The sequence below is a fragment of the Pseudomonas proteolytica genome, from assembly GCF_007858275.1.
Taxonomy (GTDB): Bacteria; Pseudomonadota; Gammaproteobacteria; order Pseudomonadales; family Pseudomonadaceae; genus Aquipseudomonas; species Aquipseudomonas proteolytica.
The window spans coordinates 1-19463 of the sequence record NZ_VFEV01000022.1 but is presented as its reverse complement, the minus strand read 5'-3'; the positions used below and the strand labels follow the sequence as shown (position 1 = coordinate 19463).

Below are 19463 nucleotides of genomic sequence, written 5' to 3'. Positions count from 1 at the left end.
AGAGACAAGACAGCGGTGTCAGTGCGCAGAATCATCCGGCAACCGACGCCGGCGACCGGTCAGCATCGATAACGGCAGGTTGTCGCGTACCTGGAAGCTTTCAAACACGGCCGCTGCGATATGCAAGCACACCAGCACCAGCAGGCCATTGACCGCAGTTTCATGTACTTGCAGCGGCCAATCGGCGCCCCATAAGGCATCGACCTCCTCCATGGCCCAACCGCTCAAGCCCGCCGTCAACATCGCCAGGAGCATCAAAATCATCACCAATGCACCCAACGGCGAGTGACCGAGGCGATGCTCCGGGCGCCTGGTGCGCAGGGAACGCACATGGGCGGCGAGCCTTGCCGGGGTCGGCCAGAAGTCCGCCCAGCGCGCACTGCGTGGCCCGACAAATCCCCACAGCAGCCGTACCAGCAACCAGCCCATGGCGTAATAGCCGAGCCAGACATGCCAATCGTCGCCGCCCTCAGTGAAGAAGTAGTTGGCGACAAAGACCCCGGCGATGGACACGTGAAACAGCCTCACCAGCGGGTCCCACAGTGCTATGGAGTTGCCTGGCATCAGCCCTTGATCTCGGTCTTGACCGCTTTGCCGCTGACCGGGTCGTGGTAGATCTCGACCTTGCGCTTGTCCTTGTCGAACCCGTAGATCTCATAGCAGTTGCCATCGGTGATCTTGAACTTGCTGATCTCGTAGCCCTGGGCTTTCAACTGGTCCTGGAACGCCTGCGGGTCTTGCCATTGCGCGCGCTGCTCCGTGGTGCATTGCGGTCCGGCAAGGGCCAGGGGGCTGGCAACAATCAGCGACAACAACAGAATTTTGCGCATGGTGACACTCTCGCTCGTTGAGGAAGGTCTCACTGTGCAAAACCAAGCTTAATGAAGTCTTAGCTGGTAATGAGTGGTTACATGTTTCTCGTCGCCCGGCCTGCCACGCCCGTCTCGGCAGCGGCATGATGCCGCCGATCTCACATCGGGAATACACCATGCGCCTATTGTTGGTCGAAGATGATCGGGCCCTCGGCCAAGGCATCCGCGTCGCCCTGAGCAGCGAGGGCTACACCCTGGACTGGTTGCACGACGGCGCCAGTGCGCTACATGCGTTACGCAGCGAAAGCTTCGATCTGCTGCTGCTCGACCTTGGCCTGCCGCGCCTCGACGGCCTGGCCCTGTTGCGTCAATTGCGCGATCGGCAACAGGACCTGCCGGTATTGATCCTGACCGCCCGCGACGGCACCGCCGAACGGATTGCCGGGCTGGATGCCGGCGCTGACGACTACCTGATCAAACCCTTCGATGTCGACGAACTCAAGGCCCGCATCCGCGCCTTGCTACGGCGCAGCCAAGGCCGCGCGCAGCCACTGCTGGAGCATGCGGGCGTGTGCCTGGATCCGGTCGGCCAGCAGGTCACCTGGCACGGCAACCCGGTGGTGGTGACGCCGATGGAGTACCAGTTGCTCCATCAACTGTTGGCGCGCCCCGGCAACGTGGTGACCCGCGAACGCCTGTCCCGGGCCTTGTATGGTTGGCAGGAAAAGGTCGAGAGCAACACCCTGGAAGTGTTGATCCATAACCTGCGCAAAAAACTTTCGACCGAGCTGATCCGCACGGTGCGCGGCGTCGGGTATGTGATGGAGCTCAAGCCATGACCTCGATACGTACACGCATTCTGGTGCCGGTGCTGATCCTCGTTCTGCTGGGCGATGTGCTGATCAGTTGGCTGGTGCTGCGCGACAGCCACCACGAGATAGAAGAGGTGTATGACGCCCAGCTCGCGCAAAGTGCGCGCCTGCTGCAAGGGGTGCTGGCACAACGTGCGCCGGGGGACAACGATTGGAACCGGCTCTACCAGGCCTTCGACGCAGCCATGAGCCGCGTGGGCGACACTGGAGCAGCGCACCCTTACGAAACCCGCCTGACATTCCAGGTGTGGCGCACTGACGGCCAATTGCTGGTGCGCTCGGCCGAAGCCCCGGAACTGAAGGCACCACCGGCGACCCTCGGCGCCCACGACCTGATGGACAACGGCCACGACTGGTGCGCCTTCCTGCTCAAGGACCCACAGCAAGGACTGCTGATCTGGGTGGGCGAGCGTGATGATATTCGCCAGGACCTGATCCAGCGCATCGTCGGCCATACGCTGTGGCCCAGTGTGATTGGCGTGCCGCTGCTGGCCACCTTGATCTGGCTGACCATCGGCTGGGGGTTGCAGCCGTTGCGCGCAATGGCCCGTACCATCCGTGGACGCACTACCGAAACCCTCAAACCGCTCAATCTGCGTCCCCTGCCCCACGACCTCGAACCCATGCAGACCGCGCTCAATCGCCTGTTGCAACAGATCGACAACCTGCTGGCGCGAGAAAGACGTTTTATCGCCGATGCCGCCCACGAGCTGCGCACGCCTCTGGCGATCCTGCGGATCCATGCGCAAAACGCCCAGATGGCCGGCACCCCACAGCAACGGGAGGAAGCCCTGGAGTTTCTGGTCAGCGCCGTCGACCGCGCCACGCGCATCGCCAGTCAGTTGCTGACCATGGCGCGTATCGAGCCGCACCTGGCCAACCCCGAGCGATGCGAAGTGGAACTGACCGAGCTGGTGCGGGAGGAACTGGCCGAACTGGCACCCCTGGCGCTGGCAAAGGATATCGAGCTGATCCTCGACAGCGACCACCACTGCCTGGTCAAGACCGACCCCATTGCCCTGGCCATCGCCCTTCAGAACCTGGTGACCAACGCCCTGAACTTCGCCCCGCCTGGCAGCGAGGTCAGGGTCCAAGTACAACCGCAAGGCTGCGGAGCGGTGTATATCAGCGTCGAGGATGCCGGCCCCGGTATCGATGAGGGTGAATATGCGCGCCTGTTCGAGCGCTTCTACACCCAGGGGCACGGCAACGGCGCCGGGTTGGGACTGGCGATTGTGCAGATGATCGTCAGCAAGATCGACAGCAGCCTGCAGTTGTACAACCTGCCCCAGGGCGGGCTATGCGCTGAACTGCGGATCAACCAAGGCGCGCCGCTTCATTCAAGTTGAGCGGCTTGCTGGCGGGCTTTGACGTTTTTTTCATGTGTGTGCGCATAAGATCCCGGACCTCGTTGGGGAGTAGCCTGCTTGTGAGCCTTTCGCAAGCGTTCGTATCAACATTCTCGGCAACCTGCCGTGGTACGAACACCTTTTGGTTGGTGAGACCAGCGACACATCCATGCCTAAAGTCGGGCGTGTGGTTGTGTCGTTGACTCATAGCCCGACTGGAAGATCACCCGTGAATCCTGTTTCCCTGATTCTCCTGGCCCTGGCCATGTCCACGGATGCCTTTGCCGCTGCTATCGGCAAAGGCTCAAGCCTGCACAAACCTCGCCTGGCCGAAGCGCTGCGCACCGGCCTGATTTTCGGCGTCATCGAAGCCATCACCCCGATCATCGGCTGGCTGATCGGCCAAGCCGCCACGCGCTGGGTGGAAAACTGGGACCACTGGATCGCCTTTACCTTGCTGGTGGTATTGGGCCTGCACATGATTTACAACGGCTTCAAGCATGAAGACGAGGCCGAAGAGAAAAGCGCCCAGCACTCCTTCCTGGTCCTCGCCGTCACCGCATTTGCCACCAGTATCGATGCCCTCGCGGTCGGTGTCGGCCTGGCGTTTGTCGATGTGAATATCTGGGTGGCCGCCGCCGCCATCGGCCTGGCGACCATGACCATGGTCACCATCGGCGTGATGCTCGGCCGGGTCCTGGGCACCGTGTTCGGCAAGCGCGCAGAGATCGTCGGCGGCGTGGTACTGATGATCGTCGGTGCAACGATTTTGTATGAGCACCTGTCCGTCTGACTCGCGACCTTGTACCCAGCAAAAGCCCCGTTAATCGGGGCTTTTGCTTTTGGGCGCAGATAGAATGTACCAAGCAGTTAATTAGCTTGCTATCATTACCCCCCTGGACCATCACCCTCGGGCTTTCTCGACATGAAACACACACACCGCGCCACTGGCGCCTCTCGATTCCTGTTGCTGGGCTTGGGCGTCATTATCGTCCTGCTCGGCGTGGCCTTGGCTGTCGGCGGCGCAAAACTGCTGAGCCTGGGAGGCTCGGGCTACTTCCTGGTCGGCGGCGTGGCCATGGCCATCGCGGGTCTGTTGATTGCACAGCGCAAACCGGCGGGTGCCTGGTTGTTCGCTGCCTTTCTGCTCGGCACTGCCGTGTGGGCTGTGTTGGATGTAGGCCTGGTGTTCTGGCCGTTGTTTTCGCGGCTGTTCATGTTCGCCGTTATTGGCCTGGCGGTAGCGCTGGTCTATCCGTGGCTGGCACCGGCCGCAGGCCGTGGTGCCTACGGTGTGGCGGGCGTGCTGGCGGTGGCGCTGGCTGTGGCGGCGGGCAATATGTTTGTCGCCCACCCCAGCGTCGCACCAAACGGCGATGGCCCAGGCTTGACACCCGTTGCGCCGGCAGAGGCGCAGAAGGACTGGGCACACTACGGCAACACCGAAGGCGGCAGCCGTTTTGCGGCACTGGACCAGATCAACCGCAGCAACGTCGACAAGCTCAAGGTGGCCTGGACCTATCGCACCGGTGATGTGGCCATCAGCGACGGCAACGGCGCCGAAGATCAACTCACGCCCCTGCAGGTCGGCAACAAGGTGTTTATCTGCACGCCCCATAACAACCTGATCGCGCTGGATGCCGACACCGGCAAAGAGCTGTGGAAGAACAGCATCAACGCCCAATCGGCGGTATGGCAGCGCTGCCGTGGCATGGCCTATTTCGACGCCAGTGCGCCCATCGCCCAACCGACCCAGGCCAACAGCTCGCCGATCATTGCCGCCAGCGTGCCCGCCGGTGCGCAATGCCAGCGACGCCTGTTGACCAATACCATCGATGCACGGCTGATTGCGGTGGATGCCGATACCGGTGAGTTCTGCGAAGGCTTTGGCAACCACGGCCAAGTGGATCTGAAAGCCGGCCTGGGCAACGTGCCGGACAGCTATTACCAGCTGTCCTCGGCGCCCTTGATGGCCGGCACCACCGTGGTAGTTGGCGGGCGCGTCGCCGATAACGTCCAGACCGATATGCCAGGCGGCGTGATCCGCGGTTTTGATGTGATCAGCGGGCAAATGCGCTGGGCGTTCGACCCGGGCAACCCTGAAGACAAGCAAGCGCCTGCCGCAGACAGTACCTATGTGCGCAGCACCCCCAACAGCTGGGCGCCGATGTCCTATGACCCGCTGATGAATACTGTATTCCTGCCGATGGGCAGCTCGTCCACCGATATCTATGGTGTCGAACGCACCCAGCTCAACCACAAATACGGCGCCTCCGTACTGGCGCTGGACGCCTCCACCGGTGAAGAAAAGTGGGTGTACCAGACCGTCCACAACGACCTCTGGGACTTCGACCTGCCGATGCAACCGAGCCTGATCGACTTCACCCTGGCCGACGGCAAGACCGTACCGGCCGTGGTGATCGGCACCAAGGCCGGGCAGATCTATGTACTGGACCGCGCCACCGGCAAACCGCTGACCGCTGTAGAAGAAGTGCCCGTCAAGGCTGCCAATATTCCCAATGAGCCATACTCCCCCACCCAGCCAAGGTCCGTGGGCATGCCGCAGATCGGCGCGCAGCCCCTGAGCGAATCGGACATGTGGGGCGCAACCCCCTATGACCAGTTGCTGTGCCGCATCGACTTCAAAAGCATGCGCTACGAAGGCTTGTACACCGCACCGGGTACCGATAAGTCACTGAGCTTCCCGGGTTCCCTGGGCGGTATGAACTGGGGCAGCATTTCCACCGACCCGGTGCATGGCTTTATCTTCGTCAACGATATGCGCCTGGGCCTGTGGATCCAGATGATCCCGTCGCAGAACAAGGCCCAGGCCTCCTCCGGTGGTGAAGCGCTGAACACCGGGATGGGCGCGGTCCCGCTCAAGGGCACGCCCTACGCCGTGAACAAAAACCGCTTCCTGTCGGTGGCCGGCATTCCGTGCCAGGCACCGCCATTCGGCACCTTGACCGCCATCGACATGAAAACCCAGAAAATTGCCTGGCAAGTACCCGTTGGCACGGTTGAAGACACCGGCCCACTGGGCATTCGCATGCACCTGCCGATCAAGGTGGGCCTGCCGACCCTGGGCGGTACCCTGTCCACCCAGGGCGGCCTGGTGTTTATCGCCGGCACCCAGGACTTCTACCTGCGCGCCTTCAACAGCGCCAATGGCGAGGAAGCCTGGAAAGCCCGCCTGCCCGTGGGCAGCCAGGGTGGGCCGATGACTTACGTGTCGCCCAAGACCGGCAAGCAATATGTGGTCATCACGGCCGGTGGTGCGCGCCAGTCCACCGACCGTGGCGACTACGTAATCGCCTACGCCCTGCCTTGAGCCCCACGCGGCGCGTATGCGCCGCTGTTTGAAGGTGGGAGCCGGACTTCCCGGCTCCCACTGATAGTGTGATTTTTCCAGGAAGACCTCGCGTTGAATACTCTCTCTATCCGCTTGCTCGGCAGCCTGCTGCTGGGCGCCATATTGCCCGCCTACGGCAGCACCCTCACCGGCGACTGGGGTGGGCTGCGCCATCAGCTCGACGAGCAAGGCATCAAGTTCACCGGCGACTACAGCGGCGAAACCGCCTATAACGCCCATGGCGGCCAGCATCGGTCGGCGCGTTACTCGCAAAACATCAAGCTTGGCGTGCAGCTGGACCTGGGCAAACTGTATGGCCTGCACAACGGTGACAAGATCCAACTGACGGTCAACGACCGCCGTGGCAATAGCGCCTCCGAGGATCTGGTGGGCAACCGCCTGCCGATCCAGGAAAACTACGGTGGGCTCTACACCCGCCTTACCGAGTTGAGTTATGAGCGCACCCTGTTCACCCCGGCGCTGAACCTCAAGCTCGGTTATATGGCCATGGGCAACGATCTGGGCGGCCTCGACAGCGGGATCCTGTGCAACTTCATGAACGCCGGTTTCTGCGGGCACCCGCTGAACATGTCCGGCGGCAGCGGTTGGACCAATTACCCCAACGCACACCTGGGCGCGCGGGTGAAGTATGACTTTTCGCCGGCCTGGCAATTGCGCGTGGCGGCGTTCAATGTCGACCCGCAAAGCAACGGCAACTCCAGCCGCGCCTGGCATGTGGGGCCCAAGCACACCACCGGCACCGTAGTGCCCATCGAACTGGTCTACAAGCACGCCAGCGAACTGCCCGGCGAGTACAAGCTCGGCTATTACTACGACAGCTCCAACGTGCAACGCATCGGCAGCGATAAACACGTCAGCGGCCGCGGCGGCCATTATCTGCTGATCGACCAGGCCCTGTGGAACTCCCAGACCTCGGAGGGCCGCACCTTGCATGCGTTCGGCCAGTACTCGGCCGCGAGCAAGGCAGCGTCGCCATTCAGCCGCTGGTACGGCGCCGGCCTGGTGCTGTACAAACCGTTCGCCGGCCGGCCACGGGACACCGTTGCCCTGGGATATGGCCGTGCGGTGCCCAACCCACGCAGCCGCGATGTGCTGCAACAGGCCGCAGAAGCCAGCGACAATGCTTTCCCCAACCTGGACAGTGCCGAACAGTTGCTCGAACTGAGTTACGGCTACCAAGCCACGCCTTGGCTGATCCTGCGCCCGGATGTGCAATACATCATTGAACCGGGGGCGTTTTCCGGGGAGAAGATCGACAACGCGCTGATACTGGGCCTGCAAGTGAAGGCGACGTTCTGAAGCGCAAGCTTTCAGGCAGTTGAATTAAGCTTGATCCGGGTTATCCGGTTGGAACACGATGGCGGACTTGAACCGTTGACGAAAGGACTGTCGTAATGTTCCCACTGGATATCTGGCTGACTTATAGCGCTGCCTGCCTGTTATTGGTGCTCTCCCCCGGACCGGACAATCTGCTGGCAATCGCCAGGGGCCTGAGCCAAGGGCGTATGGCCGCAGCCATTTCGGGGATCGCGTCAGGCACCGGGATTCTGTTTCACGTGGCTACGGCATCGCTGGGCCTGACCCTGCTGATGCAGACATCCGCCGTGGCCTTCTGGGTGGTCAAGGTAATCGGCGCCAGCTACCTGTTATGGCTGGGCATCAAGGTCCTGCGTTCGCGCAGCCTGATCAACTTCAAGCCGGCGGCGCGGCAACCGCTCAAAAGCATCTTCCTCACTGGCTTCCTGTCGGCGGCGCTGAACCCCAAGCCGGGGCTGTTTGTGCTCGCATTCATCCCCCAGTTCGTCAACCCGTCATTGGGCTCGGTCACCGTGCAGATGATGGTCTACGGTGCCTGGTTCGCCGCTTTGACCGCACTGGGCTTTGCGCTCATGGGGATTTTTGCGACGCGCCTGTCGACCTGGCTGCAGCGCAAGCCAAAAGTGGTCAATGGCCTGAACGTGGGCGCCGGACTGACCTTCGTCGCGTCCGGGCTTTCGGTGGCGGCACTCAGTCAAAAATAGACCGGCCTAAAGATGCTATTGCTAGCCTGGCACCCGTGCCTTGGCCAGCATGTCATCCAACTGCGCAATCAGGTCATCGGCACTGACCTCGACAAAATTCCCACGGGCAGCCGCTAGGATCTTCTCGGCAAACTCGGCGCTGTATTCCTGGTATGGCGCCTCGGCTTCCTGGCCCAGGTCATAGCCAATCATAAACAGCGCCGCCTCCATGGCACGCAATGGATCATTCGGCGCCGCCACCTGCTGGAAGCGGCTGCCGGCAGCGTCTGGATGCTTGAGCACGGCACTGAGCACCCAGCTGGCGCGCAGGTTCCACATGGCGTGGTGGTGGCCGGAGCGCAAACCCGTGAACTTGAACCCATCGCCGCCGGGATTGCGGCGTTTTGGCGCGAGGGCATCTTTGTCTTCCTTGGCTTTGGCCCAGGGGAAGCAGAGGTCCCGCGGTACTTTTACCAGGCCGTGTGCATGGCAGTATTTCACCACCAACCAGCCCAGGCCTGCGGCCACGCGGCTGTCATAGATAATGAAGTCCTTGCACAGCAGGGAATACACCTTGGTCATCCCGGCGTTGAAGCGCAACTGGTCGGAGCGCAACACCGATGCACGCTCATCACCGGCGTCCAGCGCTGCCACGATGGTTTGCAGCATGCTCGCCAGGCCAACCTTGTTTGTCTGCAACCAGTCCACGTTGTGCGCCGTGACACCACCCCAGCGCATCACATCACTTGCCGCTGCTGCGCTACGAGCGTCGTCGCCGGCAGCCGCCACCAGGTCTTTACCCAAGGCTGCCAGGGCTTTGCCGTTGCTGAACGCACTGGTGCCTGGAGCAAAGTCCAGGCGCGCATTGCCCGGGTGGTTCCAGCGATAGTGTTCGAATGCGTTGTACAAGCTGCTGCACGACCAATGCACGCCGGTCTTGCGGTTGACGTACTGATGCTTGAACAGCACCGGGGATTCGAGCTCCGAGGCCAACCAGCGCGTGAACGCAATAACGTGTGGCAGGGCTAGATAGGTTTTGCAGTTCATGAAATGCTCCTGTGGGCTGGCGCTCTAAATCGCGGGTTTGCTTGCCAGCGAGCACATAGTCCCAGCGAATAAACCCACTTTTTGTCTTTGAGTATCGGCCATGATCAATTATCACCGACGCCGCACCGCGCTGCGCAAGATTCTCCAGCGCAGCGGCACGTCGATGAAGACCGCAGACATCCATACAGCGCTGTGCAAGTGGTTCGATGACTTCAGCCTCCATGGCAAAACCACCCTGCGTGATCTTGAAGCCCTGACCGAAACCGAACTGGTGGCAGTGGGGGAAAAAGGCCCGGATAAAAAGGCCAAATACTGGAAGTCCGGGCGCGAGAGTTTTGACCTGACGCTCTCTCCCACCGAAGCCATGACCCTGGCAGCGATTTTCGAGCATGCCCAGCGTTTCGGGTTCAACGCCCATACCGAACAGCTCGGTGAACTGCGCGAATACGCGGCGTCGGAGATGACCAAGCATTCGGCCCGCCCCCTGGCCTGGTCCCAACGCATCACCAGCGGCACGCGGTTTACCCTGCTCCAGCCGGGCAAGCACGACCCCGCGCACCTGGCCACGATTCAAGCGGCGATCCTCGAAGACGTGTCCCTGGAAGTGACCTACCTGCCCAGGGACGCAGGCGGCGTCGAATGTCGGTACCTGTTGAAACCCCTGGCCCTCTCCTATCAGGACTCCAATGTCTATCTGTCTGCGTATGTGGAGCAGGAGCATTGGCCGGCCGGGTACGTGCCTGCAGATCAGCGTGGCAAGTACAGCAGCAACGGGCCGCGCACACTGTGTGCGCTGATGCTGCATCGCATGCTGGCCGTGAAGACCAGTTGGCTGGATGTGCCTGGCCCGCCGCATTACGACGTCAATTCGCTGGACGCGCAAAAGCACCTGATGACCATCCATGGCGAGGCACCGGTGCCGCTCAAGCTGCGCCTGAGTGCCAACCTGCATAATCGCTTGAGCGAGAACCCGCTGACCGACGACCAAGTGATCGTGCCCCAGGGTGACCAGCACTGGGACTTGAGTTGCAGCCTCTACGACACCCAGGGCCTGCGCCTGTTTTTGCTGAGCAATGCGGCGGATATTGAAGTCTTGGCCCCGGCCACGCTGCGCAGCCACGTACACCAGACTCTGCTGCGCGCCGTCACGCTTTACGCCAGCAATGAAACCGCGCCAAAGGACACTCCGTGAACCGAGACCAGCTTGAGCAGCACCAGATCGCGATCTATTTCGTGGTGGTCATCGTCGCCGCCGTCGGCGGCTTGCTCGCCCCTCAGGCTGCGCAGGGCCTGGGCGGCCTCGTCACTCCGGCGATTGCGGTGTTGATGTACGCGATGTTCCTGCAAATCCCGTTTCTGCAACTGCGCCAGGGCCTGGCCAACAGACGCTTCATCGCAGCGTTGCTGGTGGCCAACTTTGTGTTGATCCCCCTGCTCGTCTGGGCGCTTACCCTTGGCCTGCATGACCAACCGGCGATCCTGCTCGGCGCGCTGCTGGTGCTGCTGACACCCTGCATCGACTACGTGGTGGTGTTTACCCATATTGGCAAAGGCGATGCCCGATTGACCCTGGCCGCCACGCCCTTGCTGCTGTTGCTGCAACTGGCGCTGCTGCCGTTGTACCTGACAGTTATTCCCAGTGAGGCTGCGGTAACGATCACCCTCGGGCCGTTTGTCGAGGCGTTTGTGCTGCTGATCGCCATACCTTTGCTGCTGGCGGTACTGACGTGTGCCGGGGCGCGGCGCTCGCCAGGTATTGCGCGCTGGAACCAGGGCTGGGCGTGGATGCCAGTGCCCGCCATGGCGACCGTGTTGCTGGTGGTGATTGGCTCGCAGATCGCGTTCGTGGCGCGGGAGATCGAGCAGTTGTTGCCAGTGATCCCGGTGTACCTGGGCTTCATGTTGCTCGCACCTGTGGTTGGCGCCCTGACGGCACGGGCCTTCCGGCTGCCGGCGGCCACGGCGCGTTCAGTCACCTTCAGCAGTGCCACGCGCAACTCGCTGGTGGTCCTGCCATTGGCACTGGCCTTGCCCGAAGACATGCGCATGCTGGCTGCGGCGGCGATCATCACCCAGACATTGATCGAGTTGGTCTGTGAACTGATCTATATCCGGGTGATTCCGGCCCTGGTCTGGCGGGCCTAGGCCTGCTCGCGCGTCGCGTGCCAGCACAGCAGCGAACCTGCCGTGACCAGCACCGCGCCCTGCCAGAATTGCGGGGTGAGGTGGGCGCCCAGCCACAGCGCGGCGAAGGCCGATGACAACACCGGCGCGCCGTAGGACGCGGTCGCCAGCAACGTCAGGTTGCCGCGCAGGATGCCGATATTCCACAGGGCATAACCACCCGCCATGGCGATGCCCGTGGCCAGCAATTCCAGGCTGCTGCCCAGGCTAAAGGCCGGCAGCACTTCGGCACTCAAGCCGTATTTGACCCATAGCACCGCTGCGGTGAGGATGAAAAACAGCACCACCAGGTTTTGCCCACCCGCGTAGCGCCGTGTGACGTTGCAATACAAGGCAAAGGTAATCGCGCAACCCAGGGCCAGGCTGTAACTCAACGGGTTGGATTGCACATTGGCGACGATGGTTGCCAATGCCAGGCCATCGCCACTCACCACCCAGAGAATGCCAAACAACGCCAACGCACTGCCCGGCACGATGATCCAGCGCGCCTTTTGCCCATTCATGACAATCGCCAGTAGCACCGTCAGGCACGGCCATAGGTAATTCACCACACCTAATTCAATGGCCTGGTTGCGACTGCTGGCAAAGCCCAGGGCCAGAGACAGACAGACCTCGTAGGCCACAAACAACCCGCTGCCCATGATCAAGTAAGGCCAGGACGTGGCGCGCAAGCGTGGACGTCCGAGCCAGGACACCAGCAGAACCGCACCCAACGTATAGATCAGCGCCGCGCCGCCCAGGGGCCCGAACACCTCGCTGACGCTGCGGATCAACCCGGCGGCGGTGCTCCATAAAAGGATTGCCACCAAACCACACACCGTCGCGGCCCGCTCTCCCCTGATCTGCATGGATGCCTCTCTAAGAATGTCCACAGCCACAGTCACAGCACCTGCGGCACAAAGGCGGCAACGGTACACGCTGGGGTATTGCTTGTCGCCTTGCGGGAGCTCGGTGGGTCAGTTGATGCTTGTCTGGCTGAGCGGGCGCCATCGCGGGCAAGCCCGCTCCCACAGGGGATCTTGGTGGTGCTGAATATTTCGGCTACACCACAGAACGAAAGTGGGAGCTGACTTGCCTGCGATGGCCATAGGTATCTACACAACTTTCAGAAACTGACGAACTTCCCTGTGGTGAGCGGGCTTGCCCCGCGCTGGGCTGCGAAGCAGCCCCAAAACCAGCCGCTGCGGTGTATCTGGTACAACGCATTCGTCTTATTGGGGCTGCTTCGCAGCCCAGCGCGGGACAAGCCCGCTCGCCACAACTACGCTATCTGCCTGGATCTAGGCGTTGCGGCAAAGTTGTGTAGATACTTATGCTGCGATGGCGGTACATCAGCCTACAGAGATGGTGACTGAACCACCGCTTTCGCGGGCAAGCCCGCTCCTACAGGGGATCTTGGTAGTGCTGGATATTTTGGCCACACCACAGAACGAAAGTGGGAGCTGGCTTGCCTGCGATGGCGATAGGTCAGTTGATGCATCTCTGGCTGAACTGACGCAGCCCCACAGGGAATATCTTCAGGGTAGGCACTCGAGATTGGCTGCAGATCGCGCAAAGGTGTTTTGCTATCAACGGGATTGATAGCACCCTAACGAAAACCCCATGCTAGAGGGCTTTCCCCAGGCTTATATCATTCCGAATGATAGTTACCTTTGTTTCATTCGATTCGTGAGATAGCACACCGCCGAGCATGATCCGCCCATCTCAAATACATTGGCGGATGCACCTCATGGAACAGTCACTCAAACATTTGCGCTATCCCCTTGCCCTTCTGGCCGTGCTGGTGATGAGCGCATGCGGCAAGGCCCCCGAGCAAGCGGCCGCCATGCCCGCCAGCAAAGTCAGCGTTGCCAAGGTGCTGGAGCAACCCGTCAACGAGTGGGACGAGTTCACCGGCCGCCTCGAAGCCCCGGAAACCGTACAGATCCGCCCACGCGTGTCGGGCCAGATCGACCAGGTAGCCTTTACCGAAGGCGCGCTGGTGAAGAAAGGCGACCTGCTGTTCCAGATCGATCCACGTCCATTCCAGGCCGAAGTGCGGCGCCTTGAAGCCCAGCTTCAACAGACCCGAGCCGCCGCATCGCGCAGTGACAACGAAGCCCAGCGTGGCGAGCGCCTGCGCCAGAGCAATGCGATTTCCGCCGAGCTGGCCGACTCCCGTACCACTGCCGCCCAGGAAGCCCGCGCCGCCGTGGCCGGGATCCAGGCGCAGTTGGACCTGGCCCGCCTGAACCTGAGTTTCACCCGCGTCACCTCGCCCATCAGTGGCCGTGTCAGCCGCGCAGCGATCACCGCCGGTAACCTGGTGACCGCCGACGTCACCGAACTGACCAGCGTGGTCTCCACCGACAAGGTCTATGCCTACTTCGATGCCGATGAGCGCGTGTACCTCAAGTACACCGAACTGGCGCGCCAGGGCCGTCGCGGCGCGACCACCCCGGTGTACCTGGGCCTGTCCAACGAAGAGGGCAACCCGCACCTGGGCCAGATGAACTTTGTCGACAACCAGGTCAACCCGGCCACCGGCACCATCCGTGGTCGCGCCGTGTTCGATAACAGCGACGGGCGCTTCACCCCTGGCCTGTACGCGCGCCTCAAGTTGGTGGGCAGCGGCACCTACTCCGCCGTGCTGATCACCGACGAGGCCGTGGGCACCGACCTTGGCAAGAAATTCGTACTGGTGATGGATGGCGACAATAAGTCCGCCTACCGCGCCGTTGAGTTGGGGCCAAAGATCGAAGGCTTGCGCATCGTACGCAGCGGCCTGAGCAAGGACGACACCATTATCGTCAAGGGCCTGCAGCGGGTGCGCCCAGGATCGCCAGTCGCCCCGCAAACGATCCCGATGGCCAGCCAGGCCACCCTCGCCGCCTTGGCCCAACAACGACAAGCGCTTGAAGCCAGCAACCTGGAGCAAGTGACGCCGGACAACAAAGCCGCGCCCAAGCTCGCCAGTGTCGCGATTCCACGCGGTTAAGGGACTACACACAAGATGAATTTTTCCAAGTTCTTCATATCACGGCCGATCTTCGCAGCGGTGCTCTCACTGCTGATCCTGATCGCCGGCGCGATCTCGCTGTTCCAGTTGCCGATCAGCGAATACCCGGAGGTGGTACCGCCGACCGTGGTCGTGCGTGCCAACTTCCCGGGCGCCAACCCCAAAGTCATCGGTGAAACCGTGGCCTCACCGCTGGAGCAGGCGATCACCGGCGTCGAGAACATGCTCTACATGTCCTCGCAGTCGACCGCCGACGGCAAGTTGACCCTGACCATCACCTTCGCCCTGGGTACCGACCTGGATAACGCCCAGGTGCAGGTGCAAAACCGTGTGACGCGCACTCAGCCAAAACTGCCTGAAGAAGTGACGCGCATCGGTATCACCGTGGACAAGGCCTCCCCCGACCTGACCATGGTCGTGCACCTGACCTCCCCGGACCAGCGCTACGACATGCTCTACCTGTCCAACTACGCGATCCTCAATATCAAGGATGAGTTGGCACGCCTGGGTGGTGTGGGTGATGTGCAGCTGTTCGGCATGGGCGACTACTCCCTGCGGGTGTGGCTCGATCCGAACAAGACCGCCTCGCGCAACCTGACCGCCAGCGATGTCGTGACCGCGATTCGCGAGCAAAACCGCCAGGTGGCCGCCGGTGCCCTGGGCGCGCAGCCTGCGCCGAATGACACCAGCTTCCAGCTGTCGGTCAATACCCAGGGGCGCCTGGTCACCGAGGAAGAGTTCGAAAACATCGTGATTCGCGCCGGCGACAACGGCGAGATCACGCGCCTCAAGGACATTGCGCGCATCGAGCTGGGCTCCAGCCAATATGCCTTGCGCTCCCTGATCGACAACCAGCCGGCGGTGGCGATTCCGATTTTCCAGCGGCCGGGCTCCAACGCCATCGACATCTCCAATGATGTGCGCAGCAAAATGGCGGAGCTGAAAAAGAGCTTCCCTGAAGGCATGGATTACCGCATCGCCTACGACCCGACCGTGTTTGTGCGTGGCTCGATCGAGGCGGTGGTCCACACCTTGTTCGAGGCGTTGATCCTCGTGGTCCTGGTGGTGATCCTGTTCCTGCAGACCTGGCGTGCGTCGATCATTCCCCTGGTCGCGGTGCCGGTGTCATTGATCGGTACCTTTGCGGTGATGCACCTGTTCGGGTTCTCACTCAATGCGCTATCGCTGTTCGGCCTGGTGCTGGCCATCGGGATCGTGGTGGACGACGCCATCGTGGTGGTGGAGAACGTCGAACGTAACATCGAGCTGGGCCTGGAGCCCTTCCCGGCCACGGAAAAAGCCATGAGCGAAGTGACCGGGCCGATCATTGCCACGGCGCTGGTGCTGTGTGCGGTGTTTATTCCGGCCGCCTTTATCAGCGGCTTGACCGGGCAGTTCTACAAACAGTTTGCGTTGACGATTGCCATCTCTACCGTGATCTCGGCATTCAACTCCCTGACTCTGTCGCCGGCCCTGGCGGCGGTGTTGCTGCGCAGCCATAACGCGCCAAAGGACCGGTTCTCCAGGTTCCTCGACAAGCTCTTCGGTGGCTGGCTGTTCCGTCCATTCAACCGCTTTTTTGAAAAAGCCAGCCATGGCTATGTGGGCACCGTGCGCCGGGTGATTCGCGGCACCGGTATCGCGCTGTTCGTGTATGGCGGCCTGATGGTGCTGACCTTCTTCGGGTTTGCCCATACGCCGACCGGTTTCGTACCGGCCCAGGACAAGCAGTACCTGGTGGCCTTCGCCCAGTTACCGGACGCCGCCAGCCTGGACCGCACCGAAAACGTGATCAAGCGCATGTCCGACATCGCCCTGAAACAGCCCGGCGTGGAAAGCGCCATCGCCTTCCCGGGCCTGTCGATCAACGGCTTCACCAACAGCCCGAACAGCGGCATCGTGTTCGTGACCTTGAAGCCCTTCGGCGAGCGCAAGGATCCGAGCATGTCCGCCGGGGCGATTGCCGGGGCACTGAACGGCAAGTATGCGGATATCCAGGAAGCCTACATGGCGATCTTCCCGCCGCCGCCGGTACAGGGCCTGGGCACCATTGGCGGGTTCCGCCTGCAAGTCGAAGACCGCGGCAACCTGGGCTACGAAGAACTGTACAAAGAAGTGCAGAACGTCATCGCCAAGAGCCACAACGTGCCTGAACTGTTTGGCCTGTTCACCAGCTACACGGTCAACGTGCCCCAGGTCGATGCGGCTATCGACCGTGAAAAGGCCAAGACCCACGGCGTGGCGATCAGCGACATCTTCGACACCCTGCAGATCTACCTGGGCTCGTTGTATGCCAACGACTTCAACCGCTTCGGCCGTACCTATCAAGTCAACGTGCAGGCTGAGCAGCAGTTCCGCCTCGACGAAGACCAGATCGGCCAGCTGAAAGTGCGCAACAACAAGGGCGAAATGATCCCGCTGGCGACCTTTATCAAGGTCAGCGACACCTCGGGGCCGGACCGCGTGATGCACTACAACGGCTTTATCACCGCCGAAATCAACGGCAACGCGGCCCCTGGCTACAGCTCGGGCCAGGCTGAGGCGGCGATCGAGAAACTGCTCAAGGAAGAACTGCCCAACGGCATGACCTACGAGTGGACGGACCTGACCTATCAGCAAATCCTCTCGGGCAATACCGCACTGTTCGTGTTCCCGCTCTGCGTACTGCTGGCGTTCCTGGTACTGGCCGCTCAATACGAAAGCTGGAGCCTGCCACTGGCGGTAATCCTGATCGTACCGATGACGCTGTTGTCGGCCATTACCGGGGTGATTCTGTCCGGTGGCGACAACAACATCTTTACCCAGATCGGCTTGATCGTACTGGTGGGCCTGGCCTGTAAGAACGCGATTCTGATCGTCGAATTCGCCAAGGACAAACAGGAAGAAGGCCTCGACCCGCTGGCTGCGGTGCTGGAAGCCTGCCGCCTGCGTCTGCGGCCGATCCTGATGACCTCGTTCGCCTTCATCATGGGCGTGGTGCCCTTGGTGTTCTCCAGCGGCGCGGGTGCCGAGATGCGGCACGCCATGGGTGTGGCGGTGTTCTCCGGGATGATCGGCGTGACCTTCTTCGGCCTGTTGCTGACGCCGGTGTTCTACGTGTTGATCCGCCGTTATGTGGAGCGCAGCGATGCACGCAAAGCGGCCAAGGCCTTGCAGCTGGAGACACAGCAATGAGTGTGAAAGTGTTCTTGCCGAGCCTGTTGGTATTGGCGCTCGCCGCCTGTGCCGTGGGCCCGGACTACAAAACCCAGCAGTTGGAGGCGGCCAATATCACGGCCGCCGCCGATGCCAAGCAGTACGACCACGCCAAGTTCGAAGGTATCTGGTGGCAGCAGTTCGAGGACCCGATCCTCAACCAGTTGGTGACGCAATCGTTGAGCGGCAACCGCGACCTGCGCGTAGCGTTTGCCCGCCTGCGGGCCGCCCGGGCGATTCGGGATGACGCCAGCAATGACGCGATGCCCACCATCACCAGCCGCGCCAGCAGCGACTTGGCCAAAGGGCAGATCCCGGGCCAGACCACCCGCCGAGTCAACAGCGAGCGCTATGACCTGGGCCTGGACATGGCCTGGGAGCTGGACCTGTTTGGCCGCATCCAGCGCAACCTGGAGGCCAGCGACGCCGACCAGCAAGCCGCCGAAGCCGACCTCTATCAACTGCAAGTCAGCATGATTGCCGAACTGGTGGACGCCTACGGCCAATTGCGCGGTGCGCAACTGCGGGAAAAAATCGCCCTGGCCAACCTGAAGAACCAGCAGGATTCGCGCACCATCACCGAAAGCCTGCGCGATGCCGGCGTCGGCGACCAACTGGACGTGGTACGTGCCGATGCACGCCTGGCGGCGGTTGAAGCCAGCGTGCCGCAATTGCAGGCCGAACAAGTGCGCGAACGCAACCGCATCGCCACCCTGCTCGGCCAGCGCCCGGACAAACTCACGGTAGACCTGAGCCCGGCCGACCTACCGGCGATTGCCAAGGCCTTGCCGATTGGCGACCCGGGGCAACTGCTGCAACGGCGCCCGGACATTCTCAGCGCCGAACGCAAACTGGCAGCGGCCACCGCGCGTATCGGCGTGGCCAAGGCCGACCTGTTTCCGCGGGTCAGCCTCAGTGGCTTCCTCGGCTTTACCGCCGGCCGGGGCTCGCAGATCGGCTCGTCTGCCGCCAATGCCTGGGCCCTGGGCCCGAGCATCACCTGGGCCGCCTTTGACCTGGGCAGCGTGCGCGCCCGCTTGCGCGGCGCCGATGCCGAGGCCGACGGCGCCCTGGCGACGTACGAGCAGCAAGTATTGCTGGCGCTGGAAGAATCCGAGAACGCGTTCAGCGACTACGGCAAACGCCAACAGCGCCTGATCTCGCTGATCCGCCAAAGCGAATCCAGCCGTGCTGCGGCCGACCTGGCCGAGATCCGCTACCGCGAAGGCACCGCCGACTTCCTCGTGCTGCTCGACGCCCAGCGTGAACGCCTGGCGGCCGAAGACGCCCAGGCCCTGGCCGAAGTGGACCTGTATCGCGGCATCGTGGCGATCTACAAGGCATTGGGTGGTGGCTGGCAGCCAGACACGGTGGTCGCCACCCTCAAGTGATGTAAAGAGCTCCTTTGGTTGGTCGCATCCAGCCAATTTTTAGCCCCGTGGTCCATTCGGTCACGGGGCTTTTTTTGCTCTGGTGTTTGCGGCGGCTTTTGTGGCGAGGGGGCTTGTCCCGGTACAAACCGGGGACATCGTTTACATTTCTAACCGGGGACATGGTTTACAGGTTAATACGCATGGTCAGGAGGTATCTGATCATGCCCTGGAACCAAGAGTCCCCCATGAATCAACGAATC

Annotated in this window: 15 protein-coding genes and 1 riboswitch; of the genes, 11 read left to right on the top strand and 4 right to left on the bottom strand. The window is 61.9% G+C overall.

What is annotated here, in order from left to right; genetic code table 11:
• Positions 1 to 18: 18 nt before the first annotated feature.
• Entirely contained in the window at positions 19 to 564 is a 546-nt protein-coding gene (locus tag FIV38_RS16890) for a cytochrome b/b6 domain-containing protein (RefSeq protein ID WP_092236511.1), read from the bottom strand.
• Complete coding sequence (locus tag FIV38_RS16885; RefSeq protein WP_065894972.1) at positions 564 to 830, bottom strand: PepSY domain-containing protein; 267 nt, start codon at positions 828 to 830, stop codon at positions 564 to 566. Before FIV38_RS16885 ends, FIV38_RS16890 begins: the two co-directional genes overlap by 1 nt.
• Positions 831 to 988: 158 nt before the next feature.
• Between FIV38_RS16885 and FIV38_RS16880 the strand changes: the two genes are divergently transcribed.
• The 6 genes from FIV38_RS16880 to FIV38_RS16855 all read left to right on the top strand — a co-directional run bounded on the left by FIV38_RS16880 (position 989) and on the right by FIV38_RS16855 (position 8427).
• Entirely contained in the window at positions 989 to 1651 is a 663-nt protein-coding gene (locus tag FIV38_RS16880) for a response regulator (RefSeq protein WP_092236509.1), read from the top strand.
• Positions 1648 to 3033, top strand: a complete 1386-nt coding sequence (locus FIV38_RS16875) for a sensor histidine kinase (protein ID WP_092236507.1) — start codon at positions 1648 to 1650, stop codon at positions 3031 to 3033. Before FIV38_RS16880 ends, FIV38_RS16875 begins: the two co-directional genes overlap by 4 nt.
• A gap of 52 nt (positions 3034 to 3085) precedes the next feature.
• A riboswitch (yybP-ykoY riboswitch) is annotated at positions 3086 to 3258 on the top strand.
• A gap of 4 nt (positions 3259 to 3262) precedes the next feature.
• Complete coding sequence (gene mntP / locus FIV38_RS16870; protein WP_092236504.1) at positions 3263 to 3826, top strand: manganese efflux pump MntP; 564 nt, start codon at positions 3263 to 3265, stop codon at positions 3824 to 3826.
• Positions 3827 to 3958: 132 nt separating this feature from the next.
• Positions 3959 to 6364: a glucose/quinate/shikimate family membrane-bound PQQ-dependent dehydrogenase gene (locus FIV38_RS16865; RefSeq protein ID WP_092236500.1), complete on the top strand. Its 2406-nt coding sequence runs from the start codon at positions 3959 to 3961 to the stop codon at positions 6362 to 6364.
• A gap of 108 nt (positions 6365 to 6472) precedes the next feature.
• Positions 6473 to 7705 carry a carbohydrate porin gene (locus FIV38_RS16860; protein WP_029290595.1) on the top strand — a complete coding sequence of 411 codons (1233 nt, stop codon included), beginning with the start codon at positions 6473 to 6475 and terminating at the stop codon, positions 7703 to 7705.
• A 95-nt stretch (positions 7706 to 7800) separates the two neighbouring features.
• A complete protein-coding gene (locus FIV38_RS16855; protein WP_029290593.1) occupies positions 7801 to 8427 on the top strand; it encodes a LysE family translocator in 627 nt (208 codons plus the stop codon).
• A gap of 21 nt (positions 8428 to 8448) precedes the next feature.
• On the opposite strand, the gene FIV38_RS16850 is transcribed toward FIV38_RS16855, so the two are convergent.
• The gene (locus FIV38_RS16850; RefSeq protein WP_092236497.1) at positions 8449 to 9453 is read right to left on the bottom strand and encodes a hypothetical protein; all 1005 of its coding nucleotides are present in this window, start codon (positions 9451 to 9453) and stop codon (positions 8449 to 8451) included.
• A 100-nt stretch (positions 9454 to 9553) separates the two neighbouring features.
• On the opposite strand from FIV38_RS16850, the gene FIV38_RS16845 reads away from it, so the two are divergent.
• Both FIV38_RS16845 and FIV38_RS16840 read left to right on the top strand, forming a co-directional pair.
• On the top strand, positions 9554 to 10645 hold the full coding sequence (locus tag FIV38_RS16845; protein ID WP_092236494.1) for a helix-turn-helix transcriptional regulator: 1092 nt from the start codon (positions 9554 to 9556) through the stop codon (positions 10643 to 10645).
• Complete coding sequence (locus FIV38_RS16840) at positions 10642 to 11598, top strand: bile acid:sodium symporter (RefSeq protein WP_092236491.1); 957 nt, start codon at positions 10642 to 10644, stop codon at positions 11596 to 11598. Before FIV38_RS16845 ends, FIV38_RS16840 begins: the two co-directional genes overlap by 4 nt.
• Here the strand turns inward: FIV38_RS16840 and yddG are convergent.
• Positions 11595 to 12485, bottom strand: a complete 891-nt coding sequence (gene yddG / locus FIV38_RS16835) for an aromatic amino acid DMT transporter YddG (RefSeq protein ID WP_092236487.1) — start codon at positions 12483 to 12485, stop codon at positions 11595 to 11597. The two genes, FIV38_RS16840 and yddG, sit on opposite strands and share 4 nt — an antisense overlap.
• 881 nt (positions 12486 to 13366) lie before the next feature.
• On the opposite strand from yddG, the gene mexE reads away from it, so the two are divergent.
• From mexE to FIV38_RS16820, 3 genes are read left to right on the top strand one after another with little or no spacing between them, the layout of a single operon-like run.
• A complete protein-coding gene (gene mexE / locus FIV38_RS16830) occupies positions 13367 to 14614 on the top strand; it encodes a multidrug efflux RND transporter periplasmic adaptor subunit MexE (RefSeq protein ID WP_092237450.1) in 1248 nt (415 codons plus the stop codon).
• Between the two features lie 15 nt (positions 14615 to 14629).
• On the top strand, positions 14630 to 17809 hold the full coding sequence (locus FIV38_RS16825; RefSeq protein WP_092236484.1) for an efflux RND transporter permease subunit: 3180 nt from the start codon (positions 14630 to 14632) through the stop codon (positions 17807 to 17809).
• Positions 17806 to 19221: an efflux transporter outer membrane subunit gene (locus FIV38_RS16820; protein WP_070996246.1), complete on the top strand. Its 1416-nt coding sequence runs from the start codon at positions 17806 to 17808 to the stop codon at positions 19219 to 19221. The genes FIV38_RS16825 and FIV38_RS16820 overlap by 4 nt, the downstream gene beginning before the upstream one ends.
• The last annotated feature ends 242 nt before the right edge of the window (positions 19222 to 19463 follow it).

Excerpts from the sequence above, each read along its gene's own strand:
- mexE (WP_092237450.1), top strand. The coding sequence starts at position 13,367 with ATGGAACAGTCACTCAAACATTTGCGCTATCCCCTTGCCCTTCTGGCC.
- FIV38_RS16855 (WP_029290593.1), top strand. The coding sequence starts at position 7,801 with ATGTTCCCACTGGATATCTGGCTGACTTATAGCGCTGCCTGCCTGTTA.
- FIV38_RS16845 (WP_092236494.1), top strand. The coding sequence starts at position 9,554 with ATGATCAATTATCACCGACGCCGCACCGCGCTGCGCAAGATTCTCCAG.
- FIV38_RS16850 (WP_092236497.1), bottom strand. The coding sequence starts at position 9,453 with ATGAACTGCAAAACCTATCTAGCCCTGCCACACGTTATTGCGTTCACG.
- FIV38_RS16875 (WP_092236507.1), top strand. The coding sequence starts at position 1,648 with ATGACCTCGATACGTACACGCATTCTGGTGCCGGTGCTGATCCTCGTT.
- FIV38_RS16885 (WP_065894972.1), bottom strand. The coding sequence starts at position 830 with ATGCGCAAAATTCTGTTGTTGTCGCTGATTGTTGCCAGCCCCCTGGCC.
- FIV38_RS16880 (WP_092236509.1), top strand. The coding sequence starts at position 989 with ATGCGCCTATTGTTGGTCGAAGATGATCGGGCCCTCGGCCAAGGCATC.
- FIV38_RS16820 (WP_070996246.1), top strand. The coding sequence starts at position 17,806 with ATGAGTGTGAAAGTGTTCTTGCCGAGCCTGTTGGTATTGGCGCTCGCC.
- FIV38_RS16865 (WP_092236500.1), top strand. The coding sequence starts at position 3,959 with ATGAAACACACACACCGCGCCACTGGCGCCTCTCGATTCCTGTTGCTG.
- FIV38_RS16890 (WP_092236511.1), bottom strand. The coding sequence starts at position 564 with ATGCCAGGCAACTCCATAGCACTGTGGGACCCGCTGGTGAGGCTGTTT.
- yddG (WP_092236487.1), bottom strand. The coding sequence starts at position 12,485 with ATGCAGATCAGGGGAGAGCGGGCCGCGACGGTGTGTGGTTTGGTGGCA.
- FIV38_RS16825 (WP_092236484.1), top strand. The coding sequence starts at position 14,630 with ATGAATTTTTCCAAGTTCTTCATATCACGGCCGATCTTCGCAGCGGTG.